Raw genomic sequence first — 26,580 nt, forward strand, 5'->3', positions numbered from 1 at the left:
CCGCATGGCAGGCCGAGATTGCCGAGCAAGCGCTTGTCTAAAGAACGGTGGCGCGTTAGCGTGTCGGCGAGCACCGCAGACGTCGCCCGCCGGGCCGGATCGCGCCCCGTCCCGGCGGGCGACCGCACCACCCGCGACCCGCATCCGCCGTGTCTGGGAGGACGTCCATGCAGCCGTTCGCCGGACGCGCGGCGGTGGCGGGAGTGGGGATGACCGCGCTGACGCGCGAGTCCGGCCGCACCGTGCTGGACCAGGCGGTCGAGGCGTGCCGCGCCGCCTGCGCCGACGCCGGCGTCGCGCCCGCCGAGGTGGACGCCGTCCTCAGCTACCACATGAACGACTCGGCGCCGGTCGTCCAGGTCGCCCGCGCGCTCCGGATCGAGCGCCTGGGCTGGCACAACGACATCGCCGGCGGCGGCACGCAGGCCGCCTCGATCCTCGGGGACGCCGCGATGCTCGTCCACGCCGGGCTGGCCCGCAACGTCCTCGTCTACCGGGCGCTCAACGGCCGCTCCGGCAGGCGCATGAACACCGTCTCCACCGGTCCGCAGGAGCGCTTCACGTACGGCATGGCCGGGCCGATCCCGCTGTTCGCCCTGGCCGCCACCCGCTACCTGCACGACACCGGTCTCACCGAGGAGCACCTGCACGCGGTCGTCGCCCAGTCGCGCGACAACGCCGCGGCCAACCCCCGGGCGCTGCGCCGGGAGCCGCTGGACCTCGGCGGCTACCTGGCCAAGCCGTACGTCTGCACGCCGCTGCGCGCCGCCGACTGCTGCCAGGAGACCGACGGCGCGTGCGCGCTGCTGGTCAGCGGGGTGCTCGGCGGGCCGCGCGTGCGGGCCGTGGTGCGCGGGGGAGGACCGGGCTGCTCGGCGATGGACCGCGCGCCCGACGTCACGGCGATCTTCTCGGCGTACGTGGCGCCCATGCTGTGGGAGGCGTCGGGCATGCGGCCCTCGGACGTGGACGCGGCGCTGCCCTACGACGCCTACTCGTGGCTGGTGCCCCGGCAACTGGAGGACTTCGGCCTGGTCGAGCGGGCCGACCTCGGCGCGTACCTGCTGGAGCGCCGGCACGCGTGGGTGAACCCGCACGGCGGGCTGCTGTCGGAGGGGTACGTGCACGGCCTCAACAACGTGGCGCAGGCCGTGCGGGAGCTGCGCGCCGGCCGCCAGGCGGCGCTGGTGACGGGCTTCGGCGGCGGCTACGGCAGCGCCGCGATCCTGACTTCATGAAAAATCCTGAAATGCTCGGGGATCTCCCGACATGAAGGGGATGTTCCATCATCCCCTGACACAGGAGGCCGACCATGGGGACCGCCCGTGGATGACGACCGGAAAACCCGGTTCGAGGCCGTATATGAGCAGACATATGAGCAGATCCTCGGATACGCCGTGCGCCGCTGCGACTCGCCGGAGGACGCCGCCGACGTGGTGTCCGAGACGTTCGCCGTCGCATGGCGCCGCGTCGACGCGCTGCCGCCCGGTGACGAGGCCCGGCTGTGGCTGTACGGCGTGGCCCGCAACGTGCTGGCCAACCACCGCCGCGGCGCGGCCCGGTGGCGCCTCGTCGCGCTCGACGACGACGTGGCCGACCTCTACGGCCACTCGCCGGAGGCGCGGGCCGAGCTGAGTGTGATCACCCGGGCCTTCGCGGAGCTGTCCGAGGACGACCGGGAGCTGCTGTCCCTGGTCGCCTGGGAGGGGCTCGGCAGCAAGGAGATCGCCCAGGTCCTCGACTGCTCCCGCAACGCCGTCCGCATCCGCCTGCACCGGGCGCGCAAGCGCTTCTCCAAGGCGCTCGCCGTCGCCGGTGTCAACGCCCACCGTTTCGCCGTGGAGGCTGTATGAACGAGCTCAGCGACCTGGCCCGGGTCCGCGACGAGGAGCTGGCCGGCCGGGCGTCCGGCGCGGGGGCGCGGGCGCTGCTGGCCTCCGTCACGGCCACCGATCCGGCCGACCTCCCTGACCCGGCCACCGTGCCCGGCGCCGGGAGGAGGCGGCTGCGCACCAGGCGCATGGTCATGGGCATGGCGGCGACCGCCGCACTCGCCGCCGCGATCGTGATCGGCCCCAGCTTCGTGGACATCGGCTCCGGCCCCGCCACCTCCTACGCCAACTCCGCCATCGAGATCGAGCAGCGCGGCGGCTGGTGGATCGCCAAGGTCCGCGACCCGTTCGCCGACCACGCCCTGTACGGGGAGGCGTTCCGGGCGGTGGGCGTGGACCTCGACATGGAGCTCGTGCCCGTCACACCCGACCGCGTCGGCGAGATCGTCCAGTTCGGCGGCCAGGACACGAACGACAAGGCCATCGGCGGCGGCGCCGAGCCCGAGGGGTGCACGATCGGCCAGGAGGGCTGCTTCATGGTCGTCAGCGTGGAGGAGGGCTTCACCGGCCACGGCACGCTCAAGTTCGGCCGCCCGGCCAGGCCCGGCGAGGTGTACCAGTCGCACGGCACGGCCACGAGGAAGGGCGGGATGCTGGCCGGATTCCGCGTGGACGAGCGCCCGGTGCGCGAGGTGCTCGCGGAGGTGCGCAGGCGCGGGCTCAAGGCGGTGTTCCAGATCATCGAGCCGAACCCCGGCGGCGACGGCTACGGCATGAACCCGGCCAGGCAGTCGGAGAAGGTCGGCGGCGACTGGATCGTCTGGGAGGCCGAGGCGCACCAGGAGGGCGTCGTGCGCCTGCTCGTGTCGGAGAAGCGGGTGGCGAAGAACCCGGTCTACGGCGGTCCCAAGCCCCGGCAGGACACGAGCGAGTGACTCAGGCGACGGCGGAGGGCGCGGCGGTGAAGAGCGGGTGCAGCTCGCGGGCCCGCTCCGGCGGCAGCAGGTCGCGGGCCGCGAGCCAGGCCGCCGCGCCCGCCGCGTCGCGCGCCGTCGCCACGTCCCGGTCCGCCAGCAGGGCGCTCACCGCCTGCCGGACGGGCCCGTCGCTGATGAGCACGCTCCCGGCCAGCACGACCGGCCCGGACACGTGGACGCGCCCCACCGTGGCCGCGAGGTGACCGGCCGCCTCGCGGACGATCTCGACGGCCATCGGGTCGCCCGCCGCGGCGGCCCGGCTCACCAGCGCCGACAGCGACGCCAGCCGCATGTGGTCGGCCTGCGCGAGCCGGACGATCCGGTCGGCGTCGGCGCGCGGCGTGGCGCCCCGCTCCGCCCCCAGGAAGTCCTCCAGGACGAGCTCCACCAGCGGCCCCTCGCGCGTGCCCCGGTCGAGGGCCGCGACCACCGCCTTGGCCGCGGCGCGGCCGATCCAGAAGCCGGAGCCCGCGTCGCCCAGCAGCCAGCCGAGCCCGTCGGCGATGGCCGCCAGCTCGTGGCCGGTGACGCGGGCGGCCACCGCGCCGGTGCCCGACAGCAGCAGCGAGCCCGACGGCTCGGGCGTGCCCGCCACGTACGCGATCACCACGTCGCCCGTCACCCGGGGCCCGGTGGCGACGCCGTGGCCGGCCCACACCTTGGCCAGCTCGGGGCCCAGCTCCGCGACCTGTCCGGCCACGCCCGCCTGGGAGGCCACCACCCGTGAGGGGTCCAGGCCGTCGAGCGCCCGCCCGAGGGCGTCGCCGATCGCCGCGACCGCCTTGCCGAGGCCGTGGGCGCTGGGGTTGCCGGCGCCGGCCCGGGCGTAGCCGGCGCGGGACCCGTCCAGGGCGTGCACCGCCACCCGGGTGGAGGTGGCGCCGGCGTCCACCCCGATCACGAACGAGTTCGTCACGGTCCGATTCTGGGTCTTGACGCGACCGGTAAGCAAGAATAATTTTCGCCAGAAGACCGAGTATTCGGAAGGAATATTCGTGACTTCAGGAGCCCTCGGGCGCGTCGAAACAGAACTGCCCGGTTTGCCGGAGGCGTTGCGCCGGGTCGGCGAGGTGATCCTCGGTGACCCCGCCGAGGCGGCCCGGTCGACGATCATCGCGCTCGCCGAGCGGGCGGGCAGCTCGCCCGCCACCGTCACGCGGTTCTGCCGCGCGTTCGGCTTCTCCGGCTACGCCGAGCTGAGGGTGGCGCTCGCCACCGAGACCGGCCGGGCCGCGCAGGCGGGCTGGGGCGCGGGCGTGGGCCACGAGATCGGCCCGGACGACCCGCTCGACTCGGCCATCGAGGTCATGGCCGCCGCCGACGCCCGCCTCATCCAGGACACCGCCGCCCAGCTCGACTCCGAGACGGTCGCCCGGGTGGCCGACGCCGTCGTCGCCGCCTCACGCGTGCTGCTCGTCGGCGTCTCCACCAGCGGCAACGTCGCCACCATGCTCGAAGGCCGGCTGCGCCGCATCGGCATCCCGTGCTGGAGCGCGGGCGACGCGCACGTCGCGCTGTCGGACGCCGCGCTGCTGGGCGAGGGCGACCTCGCGCTCGGCATCAGCCACCGGGGCCGCACCCGGGAGGTGATGGAGGCGCTGGCCGAGGCCGGCAGCCACGGCGCGACGACGGTCGCCGTCACCTCCTTCGCCCGCTCGCCGCTGGCCGACCTGGCCGACCTGGTGCTCACGACAGCCAGCCGGGAGACCACGTTCCGGCTCGGCGGGCTCGCCGCCGTCCACTCGCAGCTGTTCGTGCTGGACGCCGTCTACGTGGCGGTCGCCCAGCGCACCTACGAGCGCACCAACGAGGCGTTCGAGCGGACCATCAGAGCCGTGGAGAGCCACCGGGTGGAGAGAGGCTGAATGACGTACGCGACCAAGGCCCTGGAGCTGGCGCAGCGGGTGGCCGAGACGCAGGCGGAGCCCGTGGGCCGGGCGGCGGGGCTGCTCGTCGCCGCGCTGCGGGCCGGCGGCGTGGTGAACGCCTTCGGCTCGGGGCACTCCGAGGCGATCGCCATGGAGATCGCCGGCCGGGCCGGCGGTCTGGTGCCCAGCAACCGGCTCTCACCGCGCGACCTCGTCCTGTACGGCGGGGACCCGCCCGGCGTGCTGACCCCCGAGCTGGAGCGCGACCCCGCGATCGCCCGGCGGATCTACGACCTCGCCCCGGTGGCGCCGCAGGACGTGTTCGTGCTGATCTCCAGCTCGGGCGTCAACGGCACGGTGGTGGAGCTGGCCACGATCGTCAAGGACGGCGGCCACCCCCTGATCGCCATCACCTCGGTCGAGCACAGCACCCGGATGACCTCGCGCCACCCGTCCGGCCGCCGGCTGCTCGACCTGGCCGACGTCGTGCTCGACAACGGCTCCCCGTACGGGGACGCCGTCCTGGAGCTGCCGGGCGGCGGCACGTACGGAGCGGTCTCCACGATCACCTCGGCGCTGCTCGCGCAGATGGTCGTCACCGAGGCGGTGGAGCGGATGGCGGCGCTCGGAGAGGCTCCGCCCATCTACCTGTCGGTCAACGTGACCGGCGGCGACGAGCACAACAAGGCCCTGGAGAGCCGCTACGCGGGGCGCATCCGACGCGGAGCCTGAAAGTCAGGAGTACAGCAATCATGTCCAACACCCCCCAGAACATCACCCGGCGCCAGCTCCTCCGGAGCGCGGCGCTCGTCCCCGTGGCCGGCGCGCTCGCCGCCTGCGCCACCCCGGCGTCCAAGACGCCGGCCTCCTCGTCGGCGGCGCCGGTCGCGACCAGCGCCGCCAACCCGTTCGGCGTGGCGGCGAACAAGCCGCTGGAGGTCTGGATCTTCGACGGCGGCTTCGGCACCGCCTACGCCAAGGACATCCACCAGCCGCTGTACAAGAGCAAGTACCCGCAGGCGCAGATCAAGCTCGAGTCCACCAAGGAGATCACCAAGGTCCTGCAGCCCCGCTTCGCCGGCGGCAACCCGCCCGACGTCATCGACAACTCCGGCGCCAACGCCCTGGACTTCGGCGCGCTCGCCCAGGACGGCCAGCTCCAGGACCTCGGCCCGCTGCTCGACGCGCCGAGCTGGGACGACCCCAACGTCAAGGTCAGAGACACGATCGACCCCATCGTCGTCGAGTACGGGACCTATGACGGCAAGTTCTCGGTGGTCGGCTACGTCAACTACATCTTCGGCATCTGGTACTCCCAGAAGGTCTTCCAGGACAACGGTTGGACCGCGCCCAAGACCTGGGACGAGTTCCTCAAACTCTGCGAGACGATCAAGAAGTCCGGCAAGATGGCACCCTTCACCTACGCCGGCAAGTTCCCGCAGTACCTCTACGACCCGCTGCTGACGATGGCCGCGAAGATCGGCGGACCCGAGGTGCTGGTCAACATCGACAACCTCGAGGACGGCGCCTGGACCGCCGAGCCGATGAAGCAGTCGGCCACCGCGTGGGCCGAGATCGGCGCCAAGTACCTCATGGAGGGCACCGCGGGCCTCGACCACGTGCAGACGCAGACGGCACAGAACAAGTACCAGGTCGCCATGCTGCCCAACGGCTCCTGGCTGGAGAACGAGCAGAAGACCACCACTCCGGCCGACTTCGCCTACGGCATGTTCCCGCTGCCGGACTTCACCGGCTCGGACAAGATGCCCTACGGCACGTTGCGTTCCCAGCCCGGAGAGACGTTCATCGTGCCGGCGAAGGGGGCCAACGCGCAGGGCGGCATGGAGTACCTGCGAGCCATGCTCTCGAAGAAGGCGGCCGGCGACTTCAGCCAGCTCGTGCGGACCGTGTCGGTGGTCAAGGGCGCGGGTGAGGGACGCGAGCTGTCGCCCGGTGTCCAGAGCGCCACCAAGGCACTGACCGCCGCGGGCACCAACACCGTGTACTTCCGCTGGGACCGGTGGTACGGCCAGATGAAGGACGAGGCCATCGCCGCCACCGGTCAGCTGATGACCGGCGGCCTCACGCCCGAGAAGTACCTGGAGCGGCTGCAGAAGAAGGCCGACGAGATCAAGGGCGACTCCTCGATCAAGAAGTTCAAGCGCTGATGGTGTTCCAGCGCTACCGCCGCGGGCTGTTCGTCACCGCCTTCCTCGCGGCCCCGGTGACGCTCTACCTGGTGTACGTCATCTCCCCGTACATCCAGGCGTTCTACATCGCCATGACCGACTGGCGTGGCGTGAGCGCCACGCCGCGCTTCATCGGGTTCGAGAACTTCGTACGGCTGTTCTCCGACGGGATCTTCTGGAGGGCGGTGCGGCACAACGCGGCGCTGCTCGTGCTGCTGCCGATGCTGACGATCGTCATCGCGCTGTTCTTCGCCTTCCTGCTCAACGTGGGCGGCGGCAACGGCGGCGTGGGCGGGATCAGGGGGTCGAAGCTCTACCGGGTGATCTTCTTCTTCCCGCAGGTGCTGGCCGTCGCGGTGGTGGCGGTGCTGTTCCAGCAGGTGTTCCGGCCCGACGGCAGCGGCATGCTCAACGGGCCGCTCATGGCGCTCGGGATCAAGCCGGTCGGGTTCCTGTCGAACCCGGACGTCGCCTTCTGGTCGGTCCTCGGCGTCATGGTCTGGCAGGCCGTCGGCTTCTACGTGGTGCTCTTCTCCGCCGGCCTCGCCTCGATCCCGCGCGACATGTTCGAGGCGGCGCAGATCGACGGGGCCGGCCGGGGGAGCATGTTCTTCCGCATCACGCTGCCGCTGCTGTGGGACACCGTGCAGGTGGCGTGGGTGTACCTCGGCATCCTGGCGCTCGACGTGTTCGCGATCGTGTGGGTCATGACCGACCAGCACGGCGGCCCCGACTTCTCGACGACCGTCATGGCGGCCGAGATCTACCGCAACGCGTTCTCGTACTTCCGCTTCGGCTACGCCTCCGCGCTCGGCGTCGTGATGTTCCTCTTCACCGTCGGCTTCGCGATCATCTCGCTGCGCCTGTCGAGGCGCGAACGAATCGAGTACTGATGACAACGACGATGACCTCGGGGACGGTCGCCACCTCGCGCCGGGAGGAGCGGCGCGAGCGCAGGCGGCGCCTCGGACCTCTCAGCGTGCTGTCGCACGTGGCGCTGCTGGTGTGGACCGTCCTCGTCGTGGTGCCGATCCTGTGGACGTTCCTCGCCTCGGTGAAGAGCGAGGACGAGATCTTCGGCGACGCCTGGTCGCTGCCCGAGACCCTGCGCTGGGACAACTTCGGCCGCGCCTGGGAGCAGGCGCACATCGGGCAGTACACGCTCAACAGCGTCATCGTGGTGTCGTTCAGCACGTTCGGCACCATGCTGCTCGGTTCCATGGCCGCGTACGTGCTGGCCCGCTACCCGTTCCGCGGCAACCGGGCCTTCTACCTGCTGTTCGTCTCCGGCCTGGCCTGCCCGGTGTACCTGGCGCTGAGCCCGCTGTTCTTCGTGGTGCAGAACATGGGCAACGTGCCGGTGCTCGGGCCGTTCATCGGGCTCAACACCCACGCCGGGCTGGTGCTCGTCTACATCGCGTACTCGATGCCGTTCACCGTGTTCTTCCTGGCGGCCTTCTTCCGGACGCTGCCGACGGCGGTCGGGGAGGCGGCCATGGTGGACGGCGCCTCGCACACCCGCGTGTTCTTCCAGATCATGCTGCCCATGGCCAGGCCCGGCATCGTCAGCGTCACCATCTTCAACGTCCTCGGCCAGTGGAACCAGTACCAGCTCCCGCTGGTGCTGCTCCAGGAGCGCGACAAGTGGGTGCTCACCCAGGGCATCGCCGACATCTCCACCGCCGCGGGCTACGACCAGGACTGGTCGGCGCTGTTCGCCGCCCTGACCCTGGCCATCCTGCCCATGCTGGTCGTCTACACGATCTTCCAGCGGCAGATCCAGGCCGGGCTGACCGCCGGGGCGCTGAAGTGACCGTGTGACAGGACTCGCGGGGACCCTCGCCTGCCGGGCGCGGCGGGCCTAGGCTGCGGGTGTGATCGCCGACATCCGCGCGCTGCTGGCCCGCCATCTGCCCGGCCACGAGGTCCGCTCCGTCGTCCGGCTCTGCCAGGGCCTGGACAACGTCGTGTACGAGGTCGACGGCGAGCTGATCGTCCGGGGGGCCAAGGTCGCCGACGGCGACGCCACCCGGCGCGAGGCCGCGCTGCTCGCCGCCGTGCGCGCCATCTCCCCGCTGCCCGTGCCCGAGGTCGTCTTCACCGACCCGGAGGCCGCCGTCATCGCCTACCGCAAGCTGCCCGGCCGGCCGCTCAACCTGAGCCCGGTGCCCGACCCGGGCCGGCTGGCCGAGCCCCTGGGAGCCTTCCTCAGCGCCCTGCACGCCGCCCCGGCCGACGGGCTGGCCGAGCTCGCCCCGCCCGACCACTACCCCGCGCCGACGCTGCTCCAGGACGCCGGCCAGGACTACCGCGACGTGGAGTCGCACGTGCCGGAGGAGCATCGCCCGCTGGTGGAGGCGTTCCTGCGCGCCCCGGTGCCCGCCGAGACGGACACCGTGCGCTTCTGCCACAACGACCTCGGCGCCGAGCACCTGCTCGCCGACCCGGAGACGGGCCTGCTGACGGGCGTCATCGACTGGACCGACGCGGCGCTGACCGACCCGGCCCACGACTTCGCCCGGATCTACCGCGACCTCGGCCCCGAGGTGTTCGAGGCGACCGCGGCCCACTACGACGGCGGCCTCGGCGAGGACGACCGGGCCAGGGTCCGCTTCTACGCCCGGTGCGCCCTCATCGAGGACCTGGCCTACGGCGTGAGCACGGGCCCCCGGCACTACGCGGACGCCGCCCTCGCCCACCTGGTCCGCACCTTCAGCTGAGGCTGAGCTCCGCGCGCAGGCGGCGCGTGGCGTCCACCACGTTCGCCAGCGCCGCCTCGACCTGCTCGTACGTGCGCGTCTTCAGCCCGCAGTCCGGGTTCACCCAGAGCCGCCCGGCCGGCAGCGCCTTCAGCGCCTCGCGCAGCAGCCGCTCGACCTCCTCGGCGCCCGGCACCCGCGGCGAGTGGATGTCGTACACCCCGGGCCCGAGCCCGCGCCCGAACCCGCCGACCGCGCCGAGGATGCGCCCGCCCGACCGGGCCGACTCGACCGTGGTGACGTCCGCGTCCAGGCCGTCGATCGCGGTGAGGATCTGGTCGGCGTCCGAGTAGCACAGGTGCGTGTGGATCTGCGTGGCCTCGCCCGCGCCCGAGGTGGCCCGGCGGTACGCGGCGACGGCCCACTCCAGGTAGTCCGCCCGGGAGGCGCGCCGCAGCGGCAGCAGCTCCCGCAGCGCCGGCTCGTCCACCTGGATGACCGGCACCCCGGCCGCCTCCAGGTCCCGCACCTCCTCCCGGATCGCCTCCGCCACCTGGAACACCACGTCGCGCAGCGGCAGGTCGTCCCGGACGAACGACCACGCCACGATCGTCACGGGACCCGTGAGCATGCCCTTGACCGGCCGGTCCGTCAGCGACTGCGCGTGGCGGGCCCAGCGGACCGTGATGGGCGCGGGCCGGCCGACGTCGCCGTGCAGGATCGGTGGCCTCGCGCAGCGGGAGCCGTACGACTGCACCCAGCCCTCGCGGGTGACCGCGAAGCCGTCCAGGTGCTCGGCGAAGTACTGCACCATGTCGTTGCGCTCCGGCTCCCCGTGGACGAGGACGTCGAGGCCGAGCCGCTCCTGGGTCCGGACGGCCCGCTCGATCTCCGCCTCGATCCGCCGCTCGTACTCCTCCTGCGGCAGCGTCCCCGCCGCGACGGCGGCGCGGGCGGCACGCAGCTCGCCGGTCTGCGGGAACGACCCGATCGTCGTGATCGGCAGCACCGGCAGCCCCAGCCGCTCGGCCTGCGCGGCGGCCCGCACGGCGTACGGCGCCCGCTCGCCGGCCGGGACGGGCGCGGCCAGCGGCACCGACGGCGCGGCCGGGGCCGGGCCGTCCCAGGCCGAGCGCGCCAGCTCGACCACCTCGGCGACCTTCTGCTCGGCGAACGCCAGCCGCGCCCGCAGCGCCGGGTCCAGGCCGGTCTCGGCCTCCACGTCGTACGGCACGTGCAGCAGCGAGCAGGACGTGCCGACCACCACGTGGGCGGCGTGCTCGCGGACCGTCCGCAGCGCGTGCGCCGCCCGCTCCGGCGAGGTGCGCCACACGTCGCGCCCGGACACCACGCCCGCCACCACGGTCTTGCCGGCCAGCGCCGCGACGCCGGCCAGGCCGTCGCGCACCAGCTGCCCGCGCACCAGGTCCAGGCCGAGCGCCTCCACCGGGGTGGCCGCCAGCACCGGCAGCGCCTCGCCCAGGTCGCCGAAGGGGGCGGCGACGAGCAGTCCGGGCCGCCCCTCGACGGCTCCCAGCCGCTCGTACGCCTCCCGTACCGCGGCCAGCTCGGCGGCCCCGAGGTCGGTCACCAGCGCGGGCTCGTCGAGCTGGACCCACGCCACCCCCTCGGCGGCCAGCCGTGTCAGCAGCTCCTCGTAGCAGGCCAGCACGTCGCCGAGCCGGTCCAGCGCCGCCGTGCCCCGCTCCGACAGCAGCAGGAACGTCACCGGGCCCACCACCACGGGCCGGGTCTCCAGGCCCAGCGCCCGCGCCTCCCGTACCTCGCCGAGCGGCTTGGCGGCGTCCAGCGCGAAGACGGTGTCCGGGCCCACCTCCGGCACGATGTAGTGGTAGTTGGTGTCGAACCACTTCGTCATCCGCAGCGGCGCCAGCCCGTCCGTGCCGCGGGCCATGGCGAAGTAGGGGTCCTCCGCGTCCAGGTACCTCGTCGGCACCGCCCCCAGCAGCACCGCCGTGTCGAGCACGTGGTCGTAGAGGGAGAACGTGTTGGACGGCAGCGCCTCCAGCCCCAGCTCGGCGAGGCGGCGCCAGGTCCGCTCGCGCAGCTCGGCGCCGGCGCGGTCCAGCTCCTCACGGGTCGAGCGGCCGTCCCAGTACGCCTCCAGCGCGCGCTTCAGCTCCCGGCGCGGGCCGATGCGGGGATAACCCAGCACGGTGGATCGGGGAAAGGCGGGCGGCACGGACATGTCTGCTCCCTGCGTCGTCGTGGCGTGATCAATGCCGGGAATCGTGCCCGCTGCCCCCCGGTGGGTGCACCATGGATTCGTGACGCTTATGCTCCGCGAGATCCAGTGCTTCGCTCGCGTGGCGGACCGGCTCAGCTTCTCGGGGGCCGCCGCCGACCTCGGCATGTCGCAGCCGGCCATGAGCCAGGCGATCACCCGGCTGGAGCGCGCGGCGGGCGTCCGCCTCTTCGAGCGCAGCGCCCGGGCCGTGCGGCTCACGGCGGAGGGCAGGGCGCTGCTGCCGTACGCGGAGCAGGTGCTGGAGTCGGCGTCGGCGTTCTCGGCGGAGGCGGCCCGACTGGCCAGGCCGTCCATTCACCTCGCTTATCCACCGCTCATCGGCTCGCTGGCCGCCCGCGTCGCCCGGAGGCTGGCCGCGCGCACCCCGCCCATCGGCGTGGAGCTGCGCGTCGCCGGTCGCGCCGAGGCGTCCGCGGCCCTGGCCGGGGGAGAGGTGTCGGCCGCGGTGCTCGCCATCCCGGCGCCCGCGCAGTTCGTCACCGGGGCCCGCTTCCACGTCTCCGTGGACCATCTGGCGGTCCCCGCCGGGCATCCCCTCGCCGCGCGTCCCCGGGTCACGTCCCAGGACCTGGCCGGCCGCACGGTGCTGGCGCCGGGCGGGCGGCCGTGGCCGGGGCTGCAGGGCCGGCCGCGGGCGGTGCCCGGCGACGACTTCGCCGCGGCGCTCGACCTGGTCGCGGCCGGCGCGGGCCTGCTGCCCGCGCCGCAGCTCCTGGTGCGGGCGGTGCGCCGCGACGACGTGACGTTCGTCCCGCTGGTGGCGGGTGACCTGCGGATCACCTACGGGCTGGCCTGGTCGCGGGAGCGGGTCACGCCCGAGCTGATGGCGCTCGTGCAGGCCGTGCAGGACGCCCTGTGGACGCGCTGACGTCCCCCGGTCCGGAGGGCGTCAGGCGACCGGCAGGTTCTTCAGCGCCTCGCGACGGCTGAGGCCGCTGATGCCCTTGGCGCGTACGTAGCGGACGACCTCGTCCGGGTTGGTCTTGGCGTACTCGCGCAGCGCCCACCCGATCGCCTTGCGGGCGAAGAAGTCGTTGTCGGACAGGCTCGGCTCGATGCAGGCGTAGAGCAGGGCGGTGTCGGTGCGGTGCTTGAACCGGTTCTGGCACAGGATGGCCGTGCGCCGCTTCCACAGGTCGTCGGCGTGCGCCCACTCCAGCACCAGGGGCCGCATCGCGCCGGGGAACGCGGCCAGCAGCCCGCCCATCCGGTGCGTGGCCAGCTCGTCGACCAGGTCCCACCAGGCGCCGCTGACGATCATCTCCTCGTACATCGGCACCGTGTAGAGCGTCTGGAACTCGCGGTAGTGGGCGTGGCCGGTCAGCTCGATCGCCGCGTAGCGCTCCTCGCGGTACTCGGCCTCGCGCCACAGCGCGAGCACGGCGTGCCGCCACTCCGGCGCGGTGGCCATGCGGTGCCCGGCGAAGACGCGCTTGAGCGCGGCCCGCCGCGGCGCCGCCTGGACGCCGAGGAACGGCATCGCGGACTTCATGTACGCCTGCATGAGCGGGGCCTTGGCGGGCTCGGCCGCCTCCCGCAGGGCCGCGCGCACCGCGGCGCGGACCGTCTCGGGAGCGCTCATCCCTGCTGGCTGCTGCGCTCGCCGGTGGCCAGGCCGTCGAAGAGCACCATGATGTAGTGCTCGGCCAGCCCCGTCGTGTTGAGCCGCCCGCCGGGGCGGAACCAGCGCACCGCCACCCAGATCGTGTCGCGGATCATCCGGTAGGTCAGCTTGGGATCCACGTCGGCGCGGAACTGCCCGGCCGCCTGGCCGGCCTTGATCTGCGCCACCCACATCTGCTCGACCTCGTCCTCGGCCTTGACGAGGTAGTTGAACCGCTCGAACTGGCGCAGGTAGTTCCAGTCGTTCTGCATGACGGTGATCGCGGCGCGGTGCGGCTCCAGCGTGCCGAAGCCGATGCGCACCATCTCCGACAGCACCGTGCGCGGGTCGGAGCCCGATTCGAGGGCGGCGCGGTAGCGGGCGATGAGGTCGTCGAGGAAGGTGGACAGCACCTCGTCGACGATCGTCTCCTTGGAGTCGAAGTGGTGGTAGAGACTTCCGGAGAGAATGCCCGCCTCTGTGGCGATCTCTCGTACGGTCGTGGCCTGGAAACCCTTGCGTGCGAAGATCTCCGCCGCGAGCTTGACCAGGTGGTCGCGGCGCTCGGAGGCCGACCCCGAGGATGTCGCGCGCTGGCGCTTGGCGGGAGCGGCCGTGGTGGAGCTGGAGCTCTTACGCGTTGTCACGCTCTCCATTATGGGCCCTGGGACAATCGCTTGTTCACGGAAGTGTCCCTGCTCATCCGGCGTTCCCGACGCGACCAAGCGCTTGCTACCATGCAGGGGTGAACGAGGCCTACATCGTCGGCGCGGTCAGGACCCCGGTCGGGCGCAGGAACGGCGGCCTGGCCCGCGCCCACCCCGCCGACCTCGGCGCCCACGTGCTGAAGGAGCTGATGGCGCGCACCGGCGCCGACCCGGCCGCGGTGGAGGACGTGGTCTTCGGCTGCGTGGACACCATCGGGCCGCAGGCCGGCGACGTCGCCCGTACCTGCTGGCTGGCCGCCGGGCTGCCCGAGGAGGTGCCGGGCGTCACGGTCGACCGCCAGTGCGGATCCTCGCAGCAGGCCCTGCACTTCGCCGCGCAGGCCGTCCTGTCCGGCACCGCCGACCTCGTGGTGGCGGGCGGCGTGCAGAACATGAGCATGGTCCCCATCTCCTCCGCGATGCTCGCGGGCGTGCCGCTCGGCCACGCCACGCCCTTCTCCGGCTCCAAGGGCTGGAGCGAGCGGTACGGCGCGCGGGAGGTGTCGCAGTTCGCCGGGGCCGAGCAGATCGCCGCCGCGTGGGACGTCTCGCGGGAGGAGATGGAGGCGTACGCCTACGCCTCGCACCGGCGGGCGATCGCCGCCGCCGACGAGGGCCGCTTCGCCCGGGAGATCGCCCCGTACGAGGGCGTCGCCGCCGACGAGGGGCCGCGCCGCGACACCAGCCCGGAGCGGATGGCCGCGCTGAAGGCCCTCGTGGACGGCGGCCGGCTGACCGCCGCGCTCGCCTCGCAGATCTCCGACGGCGCCGCCGCCCTGCTCGTCGCCTCGGAGCGGGCCGTGCGGGAGCACGGGCTGACGCCGCGCGCCCGCGTCCACCACCTGTCGGTGCGCGCCGCCGACCCCGTCATGATGCTGTCCGCGCCGATCCCCGCCACCGCGTACGCGCTGCGCAGGGCCGGGATGGCGATCGGGGACATGGACGTCGTGGAGATCAACGAGGCGTTCGCCTCGGTCGTGCTGGCCTGGGTCAAGGAGACCGGCGCCGACCCGGCCCGCGTCAACCCCAACGGCGGCGCCATCGCGCTCGGCCATCCGCTCGGCGCGACCGGCGCCGTGCTGGCCGTCAAGCTGCTGCACGAGCTGGAGCGCACCGGCGGGAGGTACGGCCTGCAGACCATGTGCGAGGGAGGGGGCCAGGCCAACGTCACCATCCTGGAGCGACTCTGACGGCTCTCCCACGGCCGAAAATGCCACTAGCAAATAGGAAACTTTCCTATTAGATTGCGGGTCATGCCCATCAGCGCTGACCTGCTACGCCTGGCCGACGCCGTCGTCATGCCGGGATTCGAGGGGACGGCCCCTCCCGACTGGCTCCGGCGCAGGCTCGCCCAGGGACTGGGCGGCGTGGTGCTGTTCTCCCGCAACATCGCCGGCCCGGACCAGGTCGCCGCTCTGACCGCCGCCCTGCGCGCCGAGAACCCCTTGGCGCTCGTCGGCACCGACGAGGAGTCGGGCGAGGTGACCAGGCTGGAGGTGGGCACCGGCAGCAGCTGCCCCGGCGGCTACGCGCTCGGCGTCGTGGACGACGTGGCGCTGACCGAGGCCCTCGCCCGCGGCCTGGGCGCCCAGCTCACCGCGGCCGGCGTCACCATCGACTTCGCCCCGTCCGCCGACGTCAACTCCAACCCCGACAACCCGGTCATCGGGCTGCGGTCGTTCGGCGCCGACCCCGCGCTCGTCGCCCGGCACGCCCGCGCGTTCGTCCGCGGGCTCCAGTCCACCGGGGTGGCCGCGTGCGCCAAGCACTTCCCCGGCCACGGCGACACCTCCGTCGACTCCCACCACGGCGTGCCGGTCGTGGCGGTCAGCGGGATCGAGGACGCGCTGCGCCCCTTCCGCGAGGTCATCGCCGAGGGGGTCAAGGCCGTCATGACCGGGCACCTGCTCGTCCCGTCGTTCGACGGCGGGCTGCCCGCCACGCTCAGCCCCAAGATCCTCACCGGGCTGCTCCGTGAGGAGCTGGGCTTCGACGGGATGATCGTCACCGACGGCATCGAGATGACCGCCGTCTCGGGGGCGTACGGCATCGGCGGCGCGGCGGCCCGCGCCGTCGCGGCCGGCGCCGACGCGATCTGCGTCGGCGGCGAGCACGCGGACGAGGCCACCGCCACCGGGGTGCGCGACGCCATCGCCACCGCCGTCACCGAAGGCGTGCTGCCCGAGGAGCGCCTGGCCGACGCCGCTCGCAGGGTCCGCGAGCTGGGCGCCTGGGCCGCCTCCTCGGGCAGCGCCACCACCCCGCCGTCCCCCTCGCTCGACGGGCACGCCGGACTGGCCGCCGCCCGCCGGGCCGTCCGGGTCACCCGCAGGTCCGCGGAGCCCGTGCTGCCGCTCACCGCCGCGCCCCTGGTGGTCGAGCTCGCCCCCGAGATGAACCTGGCCATCGACAAGGCCACCCCCTGGGGCGTGGGGGAGCCGCTGGCCCGCCTGCTGCCCGGCACCGACGTGGCCCGGCTCGCCGCGGCGCAGGCCACCGGCCCGGCCCTGGAGGACCTGCTGCGCGGGGCGGCCGGGCGGCCGCTGGTCGTGGTCGTCCGCGACGCGCACCGCCACGCCTGGCAGGCCCAGGCGCTGCGCCACCTGCTCAGCGGCCGTCCCGACGCCGTGGTGGTCGAGATGGGCCTGCCCCAGCGCTCCGACCTCGGCGCCGTCCACATCGCCACGTACGGCTCGGCGATGGTCTGCGGCCGGGCCGCGGCCGAGGTGATCACCGGTAGGCTCTGACGCCATGGACGTCGAAGGCGAGGACCTGTCCCACTCCGCGCTGACCGAGCGGCTCGCCCCCGGAGAGGTCCACGTCTTCCGCGGCTGCGACCTGACCGGCGCCGACCTGCGCGGCGCGGACCTCGGCGGCGCGCGCTTCGAGTCGTGCGTGCTGGAGACGGCCGACTTCCGCAAGGCCGACCTCGACGGGGCCGTCTTCATCGGGGGCGGCGGGATGGGCGTGCGCTTCGACGACGCCGACCTCGTCGACGCCTCCTTCACCGACGTCGACCTGGCCTCTGCCCGGTTCGGCGGGGCGCTGCTGAGCGACGTCACGTTCACCGGGTGCCGCATGATCGGCGCGTCGCTGACCGCCTCGCGCGGCACCGGGTTCAAGGTCGGCAAGTCCAACCTCACCATGGCCAACCTGGGCGGCTGCTCCCTGCGCGGCGAGCTCATCGAGGGCGTGCGCTTCGACGACGCCGACCTGTCGGGCTGCGACTTCACCGGGGCGACGTTCAGCGACAGCCGGCTGCGCGGCGCCAAGCTGCTGAAAACCGTCTTCGCCAAGGCCGACCTGCGCGGCGCCGACCTGGGCGAGCCCGACGACGCCAAGCTCCGGGCGCTCGCGGGCGCGATCGTCAACCCGGCGCAGGCGGCCGCCATCCTGGCCGCCCGCGGCATCACCGTGATCTGAACCTCCGGACGGTCATCGGGCGGCCCGCGCCAGGTCGACGACGACCTGCGTGCCGCGCCCCGTCTGGTACCAGATCATGCCGTCCTGCCAGTGGAGGGTCGGCGAGGGCTTGTCGCCCTTGCGCGTCGGGGTCGTGAACAGCAGGCCGGTGCGTCCCGTGGCGATGTCGTGCACGGCCGCGGCGCCCCTGCCCGCGGCGTCCCTCTGGTCGAGCATGACGAAGCGACCCGAGGAGAGCGTCCCCCTGGCCCAGCCCGGGAACGCGCGCCGGCCCGTGCCGTCGCGCCGCCACGCCTCGACACTGTTGAGGCACCACGTCACTCCGCAGTCGTCCCACGACGTCCGCCCGGGCGGAGGAGTCGCGTCGCGGGTCTCGCCCGTGACCACGTTCTTCAGATGCTCCATGGGACGGACGACGGGGTGATCCATCCCCCACTCGTTCCGCGGCCAGCCCGCCCACGGCCACTGGACCAGGTGGAAACCCTTCGTCCCCAGGACCTGGGTCCACTCGCCGCCCTTCGACCTCAGCCTCACCCGGTAGACCCCGCCGTCCGCCGCCGACCACACGGCCATGCCGTCCGCGACGGCCAGGTCCTGCGCGCCGAAGATCTCGTTGTCGCTGGAGATCGGTGCCGTGACCGAGGCGAGACGGCGCGGGACACCTCCGCCGACCGGGACGGCCCAGATCTCCATGCTGCGGTCGCGGATCGCCGACCAGGCCAGGTAGCCGTCGCCGAAGACCACCGGATTGTTGTCCATGTACATGCCTCTCGCGATCGGGACGATTCGGGTGAAGCGCCGGTCGTCCACGTGGTACGCATAGATGCTGTCGGGCACGTTCCTGGTGAGCCCCCGCCCCACCACGACCCGGTCGCTGACGAACACGTCCGGCTTGAACGCCCGCCCGCCCGGCGCCGTGGTCGGGATCTCGTGAACCGCGCCGGGCCACACCTGCCCGATCGGCGGCGCGAAACCGCCGGGGGAGGGCGTGGGCCGCACGGCCGGGACGGGCGGGGCGACCGCGCGCGTGGCCACGACGGTGGCCGCCACCACGACGACGATCGCGGCCGCCACCGCCGCCGGCGCCCACCACCTGGCGCCGGACCATCGCGCGGCGGGTCCGGGCAGGACACGCGGCGTCCCGTCGTCCCGCACGGTATCGGCCTTGGCGGCCAGCGCGTCCCTGAGCCGATCCTCGATGCCGGTCATGCCTTCACCTCCAGCTCTCCCAGTTCGCGCTTCAGCCGGTCCAGGGCTCTGGAGGCGGTGGACCGCACGGTGCTCTGCCGGACGCGCGTCGCCCGCGCGATGTCGGCGTCGGACAGATCGAGGTAGTAACGCAGGACGAGGATCTCGCGCTGCCGCCTGGGCAGCCGGCCCAGCGCGGCCAGCATCTCCTGGCGCGCCTCCCCGAGCAGTGCCGCGGTCTCGGCTGAGCCCACCGGCTCGTCCCGCCGTCCCGGCACTGCCCTGGCGGCGACGCCGCGCCTGCGCAGCACCGAGCGGGAGGCGTTCAGCACGCAGACGCGCACGTACGCGAGGCTCAGCGTCTCGGGACGCTTGCCGTGCAGCCTGGAGAAGACGTCCTGGACGACGTCCTCGGCGCTCTCCCGGTCGCCGACGAGCAGCAGGGCCAGGCGCACCAGAGCGAGCCAGTGCTCGCGGTACAGGGCCGCCAGCACCGGCCCGGCTCCTGGCGGGGCGGGCGCCCGAGCAGCTGTCTCACTGTTCATGACCTAAGAACGCGCGTCGCCCCCGATCCGCTGCGTCGCCGCGACTCCCGGAGATCCGCCTCAGGGGGCGGGCATGCGCTTCAGGACCGCTTCCGCCTCCGCCATGATCCGCCCGATCAGCTCCTCGCACGAGGGCAGGTCGCCGAGCACGCCCACCACCTGGCCCGAGGCCATCACCCCGAGGTCGCCGCGCCCCTCCACCATGGCCGCCCGCAGCAGCACCGGCGTGTTCGCCGCCTGGAGCACCTGCGCCCAGGTCAGGTCACGGCCGTGCCGCATGCGCCGCCCCTCCCGGATCATCGCGGCCCACGGCAGGCCGGACAGCCTCCTGAACCGCGCCGCGTTGACCACCGCGCGCAGCAGCCGCGAGCGCTCCAGCGACTCCACGAACGGCGTGCGCAGCACCCGGTGCGGCACGCCGTCCACCTTGGTGGTGACGAGCGTGTCGGCCGCCTCCAGGTAGAGCCGCTTGACCTGGTCCGGCACCGGGGAGTCGCCGGTCAGCAGGAACCGCGTCCCCATGGCGATCCCGCACGCCCCGTACGCCAGCGCCGCCACCAGCCCGCGCCCGTCGAAGAAGCCCCCGGCGGCCACCACCGGGATGTCCACGGCGTCCACCACCTGGGGCAGCAGCAGCGTGGTGGCCAGCGGCCCGGTGTGCCCGCCGCCCTCGCCCCCCTGCACGATCACCGCGTCGGCGCCCCAGGCGGCCACCTTCTCCGCGTGCCGCCGCGCCCCCACCGAGGGCATCGTGACCACGCCCGCGTCCTTCAGCCGGGCGATCAGCTCCCTGCGCGGCGCGAGCGCGAACGAGGCCACCCGCACCCCCTCGCGGATCATCACCTCGACCCGCTCGGCGGCGTCGTCGGCGTCGGAGCGGATGTTCACGCCGAACGGGGCGTCGGTGCGCTCCTTGACGGCCCGGACCGCCGCGGTCATCTCGGCCACCGACATCGTGGCCGCCGCGATGATCCCCAGGCCGCCCGCGCGGGAGGTGGCCGCGGCCAGCCGGGCGCCCGCCACGTACCCCATGCCGGTCTGCACGATCGGATGGCGGCAGCCGACGAGGTCGGTCAGCGCGGTCCTCACCTGGCGGCACCCGTACGCGGCCCCGGAACCTCGCGATGGCGCAGCCCGCGCGGGTCCAGCACCTCGTCCAGCAGCCCCAGCTCCTCGCCGGTCGGCTCCCTGGTCTCGGGCACGACGGCGGGCACGTCCAGCTCGAACCCCGTGGCCGCCACCACCTCCCGCACACTCACCCCGGGATGCGTGGAGACCAGCCGCATCGTGCCGCCCGGCCCGCCGAGGTCCAGCACGGCCAGGTCCGTCACCACCCGGCGCAGCTCGTACGCGCCCCTGTCGGTGCCGACGCCGCTGACCACGTCCACCTCCGGCACGAACACCCGGGGGGAGTGGCGCGGGATCCAGTAGCTCGTCGGGTCGCAGCGCGTGTTGCCCGGAGCGCCGCGCACGCCGAGCAGCTGCGCCTTCGGCATGCTCCAGTCGCCGATGCAGGAGATGTTCGAGTTGCCGTGCCGGTCGATCTGGCTCGCGCCCAGCATCACGTGCCGCCGGCCGTTCAGCACCAGCCACAGGTGGTCGCGGAACGGCAGCCACCCCTCGACCACCTCCGGCGCCTCGCCCAGCGCGGGCACGTCGCCGGTGAGCAGGCAGACGCCGTCGTGCGTCAGCAGGTCCGGCTCGAACGTCAGCCGCGCCAGGCGCGCCCCCAGCACCGTGACGGCCCCGCCGATGCCGGCCGCGAGGATCTCGCCGTCGCCCCTGAACGCCTCGGCGCACGCCACCACGCACACATCAGCCCTGCTCGCCACGGGCGTACTCCTCCCAGGGGGTCTCCACGTAGCGCCGCTGCGCCTCCTCGTCGCGCCCGTAGTCGGGCTCGCACGCGGTGAAGCCCGCCCCGCCCGGCGCCTCCACCACCCCGGTCACCATCGACCTGCTGACCAGCAGCGACTGCACCGGTCCCTCCTTCAGCAGGTCCGCGGTGTCCACCAGCCGCTCGCACGACACGTAGGCGCTCGTCGCCGCCTTGACGTACAGGTCGTCGAAGTACGGGTCCGGGCCGAGGTACTGGGCGTTGCCGCGCCGGTCGGCCCGGTTCAGGTGGACCAGCGCGGCGTCCAGGGTGAGCGCGGGCACGGCCACCAGCTCCTCCCCGTCGCCGCGCTCGTCGTCGTCGTAAGGGGATCGGATGGTCCGCAGGTGCGGGTTGACCCGCATCACGTCGGAGCCCAGCCCCGCCCGGGTCGGCAGGAACGGCAGCCGGTGCGCCGCCGCCAGCAGCCCGAACATGAACATGCCCTCGTCGTACTCGGTGAACGCGACGGCCCCGCTCTGACGGGCCCTGCGGAAGTGGGGTTCGAGCGGGACGGAGTCGAGCGTCACGAACGGGGCGACGACCCTGCGCACCTTGCCCGCGGCGCACAGCATGCCCACGTCCGGCCCGCCGTACGAGACGATCGTGAGGTCGCGCAGCGGGGAGCGGAGCAGGCCGCGGACCAGGGCCATCGGCTTGCGCCGCGACCCCCACCCGCCGATTCCGACCGTCATCCCGCTCTCCAGCCGGCCGACGACCTCCTCGACGCTCATGACCTTGCTTCTGACCGCGCCGCCGCTCATGAGCCCTCCGTGAAGCGCCGGCGGTGCTCGTCGCCCTTGCCGACGAGGTTCAGCTCGAAGGTGAAGCCCTGCTCGAACCGGTAGCTCCGCCTGACGTCCACGGGGTCGATGCCGTTCAGCGACTCCTTCGCCAGCCGGATCACGTACGGGTCCTTGGCGGCGATCCGCCCGGCCACCTCCAGCGCGGCCTCCCGCAGCGCCTCGCGCGGCACCACGTCCAGCACCGAGCCGAACGACAGCAGCTCGGCGGCCGTCACGTTGCGGCAGGTGTAGACCATGGCCCGCATGAGGTGCGGCGGGACGAGCCGGGACAGGTGCGTCGCCGCCCCGAGCGCCCCGCGGTCCACCTCGGGCAGCCCGAAGTAGGCGTCGTCGGAGGCCACGACGACGTCCGCGTTGCCGGCCAGCCCGATGCCGCCGCCCAGGCAGAACCCGTGGACCGCGGCCACCACCGGCACGGCGCAGTCGTAGACCGCGGCGAAGGCGGCGTGGCAGCCCCGGTTCGCCCCGACGAGCGCGCGATGGCCGTCGGCGGACTGCATCTCCTTGATGTCCACGCCCGCGTTGAACCCGCGCCCCTCGGCGCGCAGCACCACGACCCGGGTCGCGGGATCCTGCCCCGCCTGCTGGAGGGCGTCCGCCAGGTCGTGCCAGTGCCGGACGGCGAGGGCGTTGACCGGCGGGACCTCCATGACGACCTCGGCGATCGGGCCGGCGCGCAGCGTGATTCCCATCCCGCTCCCAGGGTGTGTACGCTTGCTTTGTCCTAGCGCTTGCTTGGTACGGTAGCACTCGTGACGGTGACTTACGACTACGCGGGCAAGGTCGTCCTCGTGACGGGAGGGACCAAGGGGATCGGCGCCGGCATCGCCCGCGCGTTCCTGGAGGCGGGCGCCACGGTCGTGACGTGCGCCCGCACCCCACCGCCCTCCCTCAGCCGGGCGGCCGACGGCGCGGCGGGCGGGGTGCGGTTCGTGCGGGCCGACGTCCGCGACCCGGACGACGTCGCCCGCCTCGTCTCCGGGCTCGACCGGCTGGACGTCGTCGTCAACAACGCCGGCGGCTCCCCGTATGCGCCGCTGGACGGCACCTCGCCCCGCCTGCACGCCCGGGTCGTCGAGCTCAACCTGACGGCGCCGCTGCTGGTGTCGCAGCAGGCGTACCCGCCGCTCAAGGCGTCGGGCGGGGCCATCATCATGATCGGCAGCGCGAGCGGCACCCGCCCCTCACCCGGCACCTCCGCGTACGGGGCCGCCAAGGCCGGCCTGCACCACCTGGCGCGCTGCCTGGCGGCGGAGTGGGCGCCGGAGGTGCGGGTCAACTCGGTGGTGGTGGGACTCGCCGCCACGGAGAGCGCGGAGGAGCACTACGCGGGCGGGCAGGAGGCCGTGGCCGCCACGGTCCCGGCGGGCCGCATGGCCACAGCGGAGGACGTGGCCCGGGTGTGCCTGTGGCTCGGCAGCCCGGGGTACGTCACGGGCGCGGAGATCCACGTCCACGGAGGCGGCGAGATCCCGGCCTGGCGCCACGCCCCCTCCGCCGGAGCCCCGTCGGAATCCTGACCCTCCCGGCCACACCCGCGCTCCGGCGCCCGCACTCGGGTGCCCGTGTCCGTCCGCCCGCGTCCCCGCGCGCCCGCGTTCCCGCCCGCCCGGGGCGACCGCCGCCGGGGTCCGTGGCCCCGTTTCTCCGCTTGCCGGTCAGCGGAGGGCGGAGCGTTGCCGGTCAGCGGAGGGCGGAGCGGGCCGCAGGGGAGAGGCGGAAGCGCTGCGGCGCTCCCGCGACCTGTCCTTCCAGCAGGGCCGCCTCCATCTCCAGTGCCTCGTGGGCCTTGCCCGCGTCCTCCTCCCGCTCGAACCGGGCGAACCACACGAAGACGTTCTCACCGGTCCGGACGGGCAGCGCCGGAAAGGTGTTGACCGCGTGCTCGGTCTCGAAGCACGCGATCGGCGGCATCCCGGCCCCGGCAAGCGCGGGCGCGACCCGCTCGGCGAAGAACGCGGGGAATCCCGCGACGCCCTCCGGCACATGGTGCACGGTGGCGACGTAGACGGACGTGGGAAGTCCGGACTCGGGAAGCGTGCCGGACCCGGTAAGGCCGGCCGACTCGGCGAGGGGGGAAGCCGTGCCCGGGAACGGGTCGTCCGCCGGGAACGTGGAGCTGTCTCCGGCAGGCAGTCCTGTCGGAACGGGATGCAGGAGCAGCACGTCGTCGGAGTCGATCATCGTGGCGTTGGCCGCCGTGCGATGGGCCTTCCAGACGGGGCCGCCGTAGAACGCGGCCAAGGCCATCCGACGAGCCTCCATATCCGGAAATTTCCGCATCCAGCAGAAGATGTCCGGCGCGTCCAGGTCTCGGAAGTGCCCCGCCAGGCCGATGCCCGCCGCCTCCTGTGACTCGACGAACTCTCGCTCGAACAGCTCGATCAGCGTGTCGCGCCGTCCGGGGTGCAGGGTGTAGCGCCGCAGTTCGTAGATCATGCGGGCGACGTTAACCCCGAGTCGCTGACACCCTCCGTCAGTGAACCCCGTCGACACTCGAGCAAAATTCTGATCACGCTATGCTATGGATCAGTAACGCTACGTTATAGGATCGGTCTCAGCCTGACCGCCCGCCCACTCACCGGCGAAGGAGCCGAACCATAGTGATCAAGAGCCTGAGCGCCGTCTGCGTCACGGGGGTGACCGCCGCACTCACCTTGCTGGCCACTCCCGCGAGCGCCGACACCTGGACGGACAACTGGAGCCGCAACACCGGCTCCTCGCAGTCCGGCAACACCTTCGGTGACATCGGCGCGGCCAACCAGGGCTGGGGCCGCTCCACCAACGTCAACAACGTCAACGGCATCGCGACGACGGCGTCCAACGGCAGCACCGTCATCACCTACGTCTTCTACTAACCGGCCTGGCCCGTCCCGGATCCGACCCCATCCCGCCCGGCCGCGTCCCCATCCGCCACGCTGCCTGCCGCTCCCTTCCCGGCAGGCCGCTCGGCGCCTGCCACTCCCTCCCTGGCAGGAGCAGTCCACCGCGCACTCCCGCCGGGGGCGCACGCTCCGACGGGTGGTGACACGTGTCGCAGGTCGCTCGTCTCGACGAGTCGCCACCCGCCTCGGTGTGATGCGCGTACCGGCGGGCCGTCACGCGTGCCGGTGCGGCCCCCTCCGGGCCCTTCACCCCGCACCGGGTCACCCCCACACCGGGTTCCTACACCGCCGAACCCTCCGACCCCCGAACCCTCAGACCCCCGAACCCCCGAACCTTGAAGGAGATCCCCCATGAAGAAGCTCTGCGCCACCGGGCTGGTCGTTGCCGCCGTCGGCACCGCCTTCGCCGCGGTCGCCGGTCCGGCCGCCGTCCCCGCGTTCGCGGACACCGCCATCTCCGACTCCAGCTCCAACCGCGAGTCCTCCCAGTCCGGCAACATGTTCGGGAACATCGTGGCCCAGAACCGGGGCACCGGCTCCTCCACCAACGTCACCTCGGTGAACGCCAACACCGCCACCGCCGCCCGCCGCAGCGGCGCGGCCCTGAGCAACCGCGTCGACTAGGAGCTGTTCCCTGGTCAGGGCCTGGTAGCCCGCCGGGCCGGCCGCGCTCCGAGTGCCCCGTACGGGCAGCGGTGCGACCGGTCGACACCCCCTGGCACCCGGCACTCCATGACGCGACCTGCGGTGGGCACTGCGGGAAACCAGAGAGGTGGGGCGGCTCCCGGGGAACGTCAGGCGGTAAGCCGTGGCGAGGCGGACACCCGTCCGTGACGACCCCGGGAGGTGGACCCCGCCGCCCCGGGCCTGCCGGGAGCGGGTCGTAGCATCGTCGCCGTGACTACCTGTGCCTATGTGACATTTGACGACAAAGACGGCCACGACGACGAGCGTGACATCGTGCTGGCCGCCTGGCGGGAGGAGGGCATCGACGGGCGTGCCGAGCGCTGGGACGACCCCGCGGCCGACTGGGCCGCCTACGACGCCGTCGTGGTGCGGTCCGTGTGGGACTACGTCGGCCGCCGGGACGAGTTCCTGGACTGGGCCCGCCGGGTCGAGAGCCACTCGAGGCTGCTCAATCCCGCCTCCGTGCTGGCCGGCAACACCGACAAGACCTACCTCCGCGACCTCGGGCTCCCCGTCGTGCCCACGCACTGGTCGTCGGAGGGCCTGCCCGAGTGGGACGAGTACGTCGTCAAACCCGCGATCTCGTCGGGCGCACGCGACACGATCCGGACCACCGGCCGCGCCGAGGCCGTCGCGCACGCCGCGTGGCTGGAGGCGTCCGGCCGCACGCCCATGGTCCAGCCCTACCTCGACATGGTCGAGACCGAGGGCGAGACCTCGCTGCTGTACTTCAACCGCCGCTTCAGCCACGCCGTCCGCCGCACTCCCATGCTCTCCCCGGGGAAGTCGGGCGCCGACCACGTGCGGGCACAGCTCCGCGCACCAGCCCCGGACCAGGTCGAGCTCGCCGAGAAGGTGCTTGCCATCATCCCGCAAGCCCTTCTGTACGCGCGGATCGACCTGGTCCGGCTGCCCGACGGGACGCCGGTGGTGATCGAGCTGGAGCTCACCGAGCCGTACCTGTTCCTGCGGTACGAGCCGCGGGCACCCCGCAACCTGGCCAGGGCGCTGCGCGAGCTGCTCTAG

The 26,580-nt window shown here is 73.2% G+C and carries 28 protein-coding genes; 17 read left to right on the forward strand and 11 right to left on the reverse strand.

Annotated features, from left to right (window positions below; translation table 11 throughout):
* Positions 1-167 precede the first annotated feature (167 nt).
* The 3 genes from ACIBG4_RS22995 to ACIBG4_RS23005 all read left to right on the forward strand — a co-directional run bounded on the left by ACIBG4_RS22995 (position 168) and on the right by ACIBG4_RS23005 (position 2,767).
* Positions 168-1,238, forward strand: coding sequence for a thiolase C-terminal domain-containing protein (locus ACIBG4_RS22995; protein ID WP_397203522.1), 1,071 nt, complete (start codon positions 168-170; stop codon positions 1,236-1,238).
* A gap of 87 nt (positions 1,239-1,325) precedes the next feature.
* A complete protein-coding gene (locus ACIBG4_RS23000) occupies positions 1,326-1,853 on the forward strand; it encodes an RNA polymerase sigma factor (protein WP_397203523.1) in 528 nt (175 codons plus the stop codon).
* Positions 1,850-2,767, forward strand: a complete 918-nt coding sequence (locus tag ACIBG4_RS23005; RefSeq protein WP_397203524.1) for a hypothetical protein — start codon at positions 1,850-1,852, stop codon at positions 2,765-2,767. Before ACIBG4_RS23000 ends, ACIBG4_RS23005 begins: the two co-directional genes overlap by 4 nt.
* A gap of 1 nt (position 2,768) precedes the next feature.
* Here ACIBG4_RS23005 and ACIBG4_RS23010 read toward each other — a convergent pair whose 3' ends face one another.
* Positions 2,769-3,725, reverse strand: a complete 957-nt coding sequence (locus ACIBG4_RS23010) for an N-acetylglucosamine kinase (RefSeq protein ID WP_397203525.1) — start codon at positions 3,723-3,725, stop codon at positions 2,769-2,771.
* Positions 3,726-3,804: 79 nt separating this feature from the next.
* On the opposite strand from ACIBG4_RS23010, the gene ACIBG4_RS23015 reads away from it, so the two are divergent.
* The 6 genes from ACIBG4_RS23015 to ACIBG4_RS23040 all read left to right on the forward strand — a co-directional run bounded on the left by ACIBG4_RS23015 (position 3,805) and on the right by ACIBG4_RS23040 (position 9,586).
* Complete coding sequence (locus tag ACIBG4_RS23015) at positions 3,805-4,674, forward strand: MurR/RpiR family transcriptional regulator (RefSeq protein ID WP_310716500.1); 870 nt, start codon at positions 3,805-3,807, stop codon at positions 4,672-4,674.
* Positions 4,675-5,409 carry a sugar isomerase domain-containing protein gene (locus ACIBG4_RS23020; protein WP_397203526.1) on the forward strand — a complete coding sequence of 245 codons (735 nt, stop codon included), beginning with the start codon at positions 4,675-4,677 and terminating at the stop codon, positions 5,407-5,409.
* Positions 5,410-5,429: 20 nt separating this feature from the next.
* The gene (gene ngcE / locus ACIBG4_RS23025; RefSeq protein ID WP_397203527.1) at positions 5,430-6,845 is read left to right on the forward strand and encodes an N-acetylglucosamine/diacetylchitobiose ABC transporter substrate-binding protein; all 1,416 of its coding nucleotides are present in this window, start codon (positions 5,430-5,432) and stop codon (positions 6,843-6,845) included.
* A complete protein-coding gene (locus ACIBG4_RS23030; protein WP_397203528.1) occupies positions 6,845-7,759 on the forward strand; it encodes a carbohydrate ABC transporter permease in 915 nt (304 codons plus the stop codon). The genes ngcE and ACIBG4_RS23030 overlap by 1 nt, the downstream gene beginning before the upstream one ends.
* Positions 7,759-8,679, forward strand: a complete 921-nt coding sequence (locus ACIBG4_RS23035; protein ID WP_397203529.1) for a carbohydrate ABC transporter permease — start codon at positions 7,759-7,761, stop codon at positions 8,677-8,679. Before ACIBG4_RS23030 ends, ACIBG4_RS23035 begins: the two co-directional genes overlap by 1 nt.
* Before the next feature lie 61 nt (positions 8,680-8,740).
* Positions 8,741-9,586, forward strand: a complete 846-nt coding sequence (locus ACIBG4_RS23040; RefSeq protein WP_397203530.1) for a phosphotransferase family protein — start codon at positions 8,741-8,743, stop codon at positions 9,584-9,586.
* Here ACIBG4_RS23040 and metE read toward each other — a convergent pair.
* Positions 9,579-11,774 (reverse strand): 5-methyltetrahydropteroyltriglutamate--homocysteine S-methyltransferase, encoded by a 2,196-nt coding sequence (gene metE / locus ACIBG4_RS23045; RefSeq protein ID WP_397203531.1) that lies wholly within the window; start codon positions 11,772-11,774, stop codon positions 9,579-9,581. The genes ACIBG4_RS23040 and metE overlap by 8 nt on opposite strands.
* Positions 11,775-11,862: 88 nt before the next feature.
* Here metE and ACIBG4_RS23050 point away from each other — a divergent pair, with 88 nt between their 5' ends.
* Positions 11,863-12,702, forward strand: coding sequence for a LysR family transcriptional regulator (locus ACIBG4_RS23050; protein WP_397203717.1), 840 nt, complete (start codon positions 11,863-11,865; stop codon positions 12,700-12,702).
* Between the two features lie 21 nt (positions 12,703-12,723).
* Here ACIBG4_RS23050 and ACIBG4_RS23055 read toward each other — a convergent pair whose 3' ends face one another.
* Both ACIBG4_RS23055 and ACIBG4_RS23060 read right to left on the reverse strand, forming a co-directional pair.
* Positions 12,724-13,416 (reverse strand): DNA alkylation repair protein, encoded by a 693-nt coding sequence (locus ACIBG4_RS23055; protein WP_310716513.1) that lies wholly within the window; start codon positions 13,414-13,416, stop codon positions 12,724-12,726.
* Positions 13,413-14,093 carry a TetR/AcrR family transcriptional regulator gene (locus ACIBG4_RS23060; RefSeq protein WP_397203532.1) on the reverse strand — a complete coding sequence of 227 codons (681 nt, stop codon included), beginning with the start codon at positions 14,091-14,093 and terminating at the stop codon, positions 13,413-13,415. The genes ACIBG4_RS23055 and ACIBG4_RS23060 overlap by 4 nt, the downstream gene beginning before the upstream one ends.
* Before the next feature lie 89 nt (positions 14,094-14,182).
* Between ACIBG4_RS23060 and ACIBG4_RS23065 the strand changes: the two genes are divergently transcribed.
* The 3 genes from ACIBG4_RS23065 (at position 14,183) to ACIBG4_RS23075 (ending at position 17,567) form a co-directional block, all read left to right on the forward strand.
* Positions 14,183-15,334, forward strand: coding sequence for an acetyl-CoA C-acetyltransferase (locus ACIBG4_RS23065; RefSeq protein ID WP_397203533.1), 1,152 nt, complete (start codon positions 14,183-14,185; stop codon positions 15,332-15,334).
* A 63-nt stretch (positions 15,335-15,397) separates the two neighbouring features.
* Positions 15,398-16,891, forward strand: a complete 1,494-nt coding sequence (locus tag ACIBG4_RS23070) for a glycoside hydrolase family 3 protein (protein ID WP_397203534.1) — start codon at positions 15,398-15,400, stop codon at positions 16,889-16,891.
* Positions 16,892-16,895: 4 nt separating this feature from the next.
* Complete coding sequence (locus ACIBG4_RS23075) at positions 16,896-17,567, forward strand: pentapeptide repeat-containing protein (RefSeq protein ID WP_397203535.1); 672 nt, start codon at positions 16,896-16,898, stop codon at positions 17,565-17,567.
* Positions 17,568-17,579: 12 nt separating this feature from the next.
* On the opposite strand, the gene ACIBG4_RS23080 is transcribed toward ACIBG4_RS23075, so the two are convergent.
* The 6 genes from ACIBG4_RS23080 to ACIBG4_RS23105 all read right to left on the reverse strand — a co-directional run bounded on the left by ACIBG4_RS23080 (position 17,580) and on the right by ACIBG4_RS23105 (position 22,674).
* Positions 17,580-18,776, reverse strand: coding sequence for a hypothetical protein (locus tag ACIBG4_RS23080; RefSeq protein WP_397203536.1), 1,197 nt, complete (start codon positions 18,774-18,776; stop codon positions 17,580-17,582).
* Complete coding sequence (locus tag ACIBG4_RS23085) at positions 18,773-19,249, reverse strand: RNA polymerase sigma factor (RefSeq protein ID WP_397203537.1); 477 nt, start codon at positions 19,247-19,249, stop codon at positions 18,773-18,775. The genes ACIBG4_RS23080 and ACIBG4_RS23085 overlap by 4 nt, the downstream gene beginning before the upstream one ends.
* A gap of 111 nt (positions 19,250-19,360) precedes the next feature.
* Positions 19,361-20,389, reverse strand: a complete 1,029-nt coding sequence (locus ACIBG4_RS23090; protein ID WP_397203538.1) for an NAD(P)H-dependent flavin oxidoreductase — start codon at positions 20,387-20,389, stop codon at positions 19,361-19,363.
* The gene (locus tag ACIBG4_RS23095; RefSeq protein ID WP_397203539.1) at positions 20,386-21,132 is read right to left on the reverse strand and encodes a CoA-transferase subunit beta; all 747 of its coding nucleotides are present in this window, start codon (positions 21,130-21,132) and stop codon (positions 20,386-20,388) included. The genes ACIBG4_RS23090 and ACIBG4_RS23095 overlap by 4 nt, the downstream gene beginning before the upstream one ends.
* The gene (locus tag ACIBG4_RS23100; RefSeq protein ID WP_397203718.1) at positions 21,116-21,910 is read right to left on the reverse strand and encodes a CoA transferase subunit A; all 795 of its coding nucleotides are present in this window, start codon (positions 21,908-21,910) and stop codon (positions 21,116-21,118) included. Before ACIBG4_RS23100 ends, ACIBG4_RS23095 begins: the two co-directional genes overlap by 17 nt.
* Before the next feature lie 26 nt (positions 21,911-21,936).
* A complete protein-coding gene (locus ACIBG4_RS23105) occupies positions 21,937-22,674 on the reverse strand; it encodes an enoyl-CoA hydratase family protein (protein ID WP_397203540.1) in 738 nt (245 codons plus the stop codon).
* 60 nt (positions 22,675-22,734) lie between these two features.
* Here ACIBG4_RS23105 and ACIBG4_RS23110 point away from each other — a divergent pair, with 60 nt between their 5' ends.
* A complete protein-coding gene (locus tag ACIBG4_RS23110) occupies positions 22,735-23,502 on the forward strand; it encodes an SDR family oxidoreductase (protein ID WP_397203541.1) in 768 nt (255 codons plus the stop codon).
* A 163-nt stretch (positions 23,503-23,665) separates the two neighbouring features.
* Here ACIBG4_RS23110 and ACIBG4_RS23115 read toward each other — a convergent pair whose 3' ends face one another.
* Entirely contained in the window at positions 23,666-24,421 is a 756-nt protein-coding gene (locus ACIBG4_RS23115) for an NIPSNAP family protein (RefSeq protein ID WP_397203542.1), read from the reverse strand.
* 164 nt (positions 24,422-24,585) lie between these two features.
* Here ACIBG4_RS23115 and ACIBG4_RS23120 point away from each other — a divergent pair, with 164 nt between their 5' ends.
* The 3 genes from ACIBG4_RS23120 to ACIBG4_RS23130 all read left to right on the forward strand — a co-directional run bounded on the left by ACIBG4_RS23120 (position 24,586) and on the right by ACIBG4_RS23130 (position 26,580).
* Positions 24,586-24,840 carry a hypothetical protein gene (locus tag ACIBG4_RS23120; RefSeq protein ID WP_397203543.1) on the forward strand — a complete coding sequence of 85 codons (255 nt, stop codon included), beginning with the start codon at positions 24,586-24,588 and terminating at the stop codon, positions 24,838-24,840.
* Between the two features lie 378 nt (positions 24,841-25,218).
* The gene (locus tag ACIBG4_RS23125) at positions 25,219-25,491 is read left to right on the forward strand and encodes a hypothetical protein (RefSeq protein ID WP_397203544.1); all 273 of its coding nucleotides are present in this window, start codon (positions 25,219-25,221) and stop codon (positions 25,489-25,491) included.
* A gap of 273 nt (positions 25,492-25,764) precedes the next feature.
* Positions 25,765-26,580: a RimK family alpha-L-glutamate ligase gene (locus ACIBG4_RS23130; protein ID WP_397203545.1), complete on the forward strand. Its 816-nt coding sequence runs from the start codon at positions 25,765-25,767 to the stop codon at positions 26,578-26,580.

This window comes from Nonomuraea sp. NPDC050383, assembly GCF_044459125.1.
Lineage (GTDB): Bacteria > Actinomycetota > Actinomycetes > Streptosporangiales > Streptosporangiaceae > Nonomuraea.

What these genes read in the sequence shown, in the direction of transcription:
- ACIBG4_RS22995 (WP_397203522.1), top strand. Translation starts at nt 168, where the DNA reads ATGCAGCCGTTCGCCGGACGCGCGGCGGTGGCGGGAGTGGGGATGACC.
- ACIBG4_RS23005 (WP_397203524.1), top strand. Translation starts at nt 1,850, where the DNA reads ATGAACGAGCTCAGCGACCTGGCCCGGGTCCGCGACGAGGAGCTGGCC.
- ACIBG4_RS23020 (WP_397203526.1), top strand. Translation starts at nt 4,675, where the DNA reads ATGACGTACGCGACCAAGGCCCTGGAGCTGGCGCAGCGGGTGGCCGAG.
- ngcE (WP_397203527.1), top strand. Translation starts at nt 5,430, where the DNA reads ATGTCCAACACCCCCCAGAACATCACCCGGCGCCAGCTCCTCCGGAGC.
- ACIBG4_RS23030 (WP_397203528.1), top strand. Translation starts at nt 6,845, where the DNA reads ATGGTGTTCCAGCGCTACCGCCGCGGGCTGTTCGTCACCGCCTTCCTC.
- ACIBG4_RS23035 (WP_397203529.1), top strand. Translation starts at nt 7,759, where the DNA reads ATGACAACGACGATGACCTCGGGGACGGTCGCCACCTCGCGCCGGGAG.
- metE (WP_397203531.1), bottom strand. Translation starts at nt 11,774, where the DNA reads ATGTCCGTGCCGCCCGCCTTTCCCCGATCCACCGTGCTGGGTTATCCC.
- ACIBG4_RS23050 (WP_397203717.1), top strand. Translation starts at nt 11,863, where the DNA reads ATGCTCCGCGAGATCCAGTGCTTCGCTCGCGTGGCGGACCGGCTCAGC.
- ACIBG4_RS23055 (WP_310716513.1), bottom strand. Translation starts at nt 13,416, where the DNA reads ATGAGCGCTCCCGAGACGGTCCGCGCCGCGGTGCGCGCGGCCCTGCGG.
- ACIBG4_RS23060 (WP_397203532.1), bottom strand. Translation starts at nt 14,093, where the DNA reads ATGGAGAGCGTGACAACGCGTAAGAGCTCCAGCTCCACCACGGCCGCT.
- ACIBG4_RS23070 (WP_397203534.1), top strand. Translation starts at nt 15,398, where the DNA reads ATGCCCATCAGCGCTGACCTGCTACGCCTGGCCGACGCCGTCGTCATG.
- ACIBG4_RS23075 (WP_397203535.1), top strand. Translation starts at nt 16,896, where the DNA reads ATGGACGTCGAAGGCGAGGACCTGTCCCACTCCGCGCTGACCGAGCGG.
- ACIBG4_RS23080 (WP_397203536.1), bottom strand. Translation starts at nt 18,776, where the DNA reads ATGACCGGCATCGAGGATCGGCTCAGGGACGCGCTGGCCGCCAAGGCC.
- ACIBG4_RS23100 (WP_397203718.1), bottom strand. Translation starts at nt 21,910, where the DNA reads ATGAGCGTCGAGGAGGTCGTCGGCCGGCTGGAGAGCGGGATGACGGTC.
- ACIBG4_RS23105 (WP_397203540.1), bottom strand. Translation starts at nt 22,674, where the DNA reads ATGGGAATCACGCTGCGCGCCGGCCCGATCGCCGAGGTCGTCATGGAG.
- ACIBG4_RS23115 (WP_397203542.1), bottom strand. Translation starts at nt 24,421, where the DNA reads ATGATCTACGAACTGCGGCGCTACACCCTGCACCCCGGACGGCGCGAC.
- ACIBG4_RS23125 (WP_397203544.1), top strand. Translation starts at nt 25,219, where the DNA reads ATGAAGAAGCTCTGCGCCACCGGGCTGGTCGTTGCCGCCGTCGGCACC.